Below are 268 nucleotides of genomic sequence, written 5' to 3'. Positions count from 1 at the left end.
ATAAAAACTTCCAACCAGTTGATCATGTTACTGAATTAACAGGTGCAGTATCTGCGGAATACGTTAAAGATGGGGATGAATATATTAGAATTACTTCTTCACTTATGGATGAAAAAGGTGAAAGAATTTTACTTGATACTATTAAACCCTCTTCTAATACATATAAAAATATTCAAAATAAAGAAAAATTCATAGGACTTGAAGAAATAGCAAACAAAAGTTATATGTCTGTTTATTCACCTATTATTAAAAATGATGAAATTATTGG

The 268-nt window shown here is 27.2% G+C and carries 1 protein-coding gene; it reads left to right on the top strand.

Annotated features, from left to right (window positions below; all coding sequences use genetic code 11):
* Positions 1–268 (top strand): Cache 3/Cache 2 fusion domain-containing protein (locus ETC27_RS18475; RefSeq protein WP_205742781.1); only part of this gene is annotated, 268 nt, incomplete at both ends.

This window comes from Onishia niordana (genome assembly GCF_004798965.1).
GTDB classification, from domain to species: domain Bacteria; phylum Pseudomonadota; class Gammaproteobacteria; order Pseudomonadales; family Halomonadaceae; genus Onishia; species Onishia niordana.
Note: the sequence above shows the minus strand (reverse complement) of the source record. Positions and strands in the feature narration are given on the sequence as shown.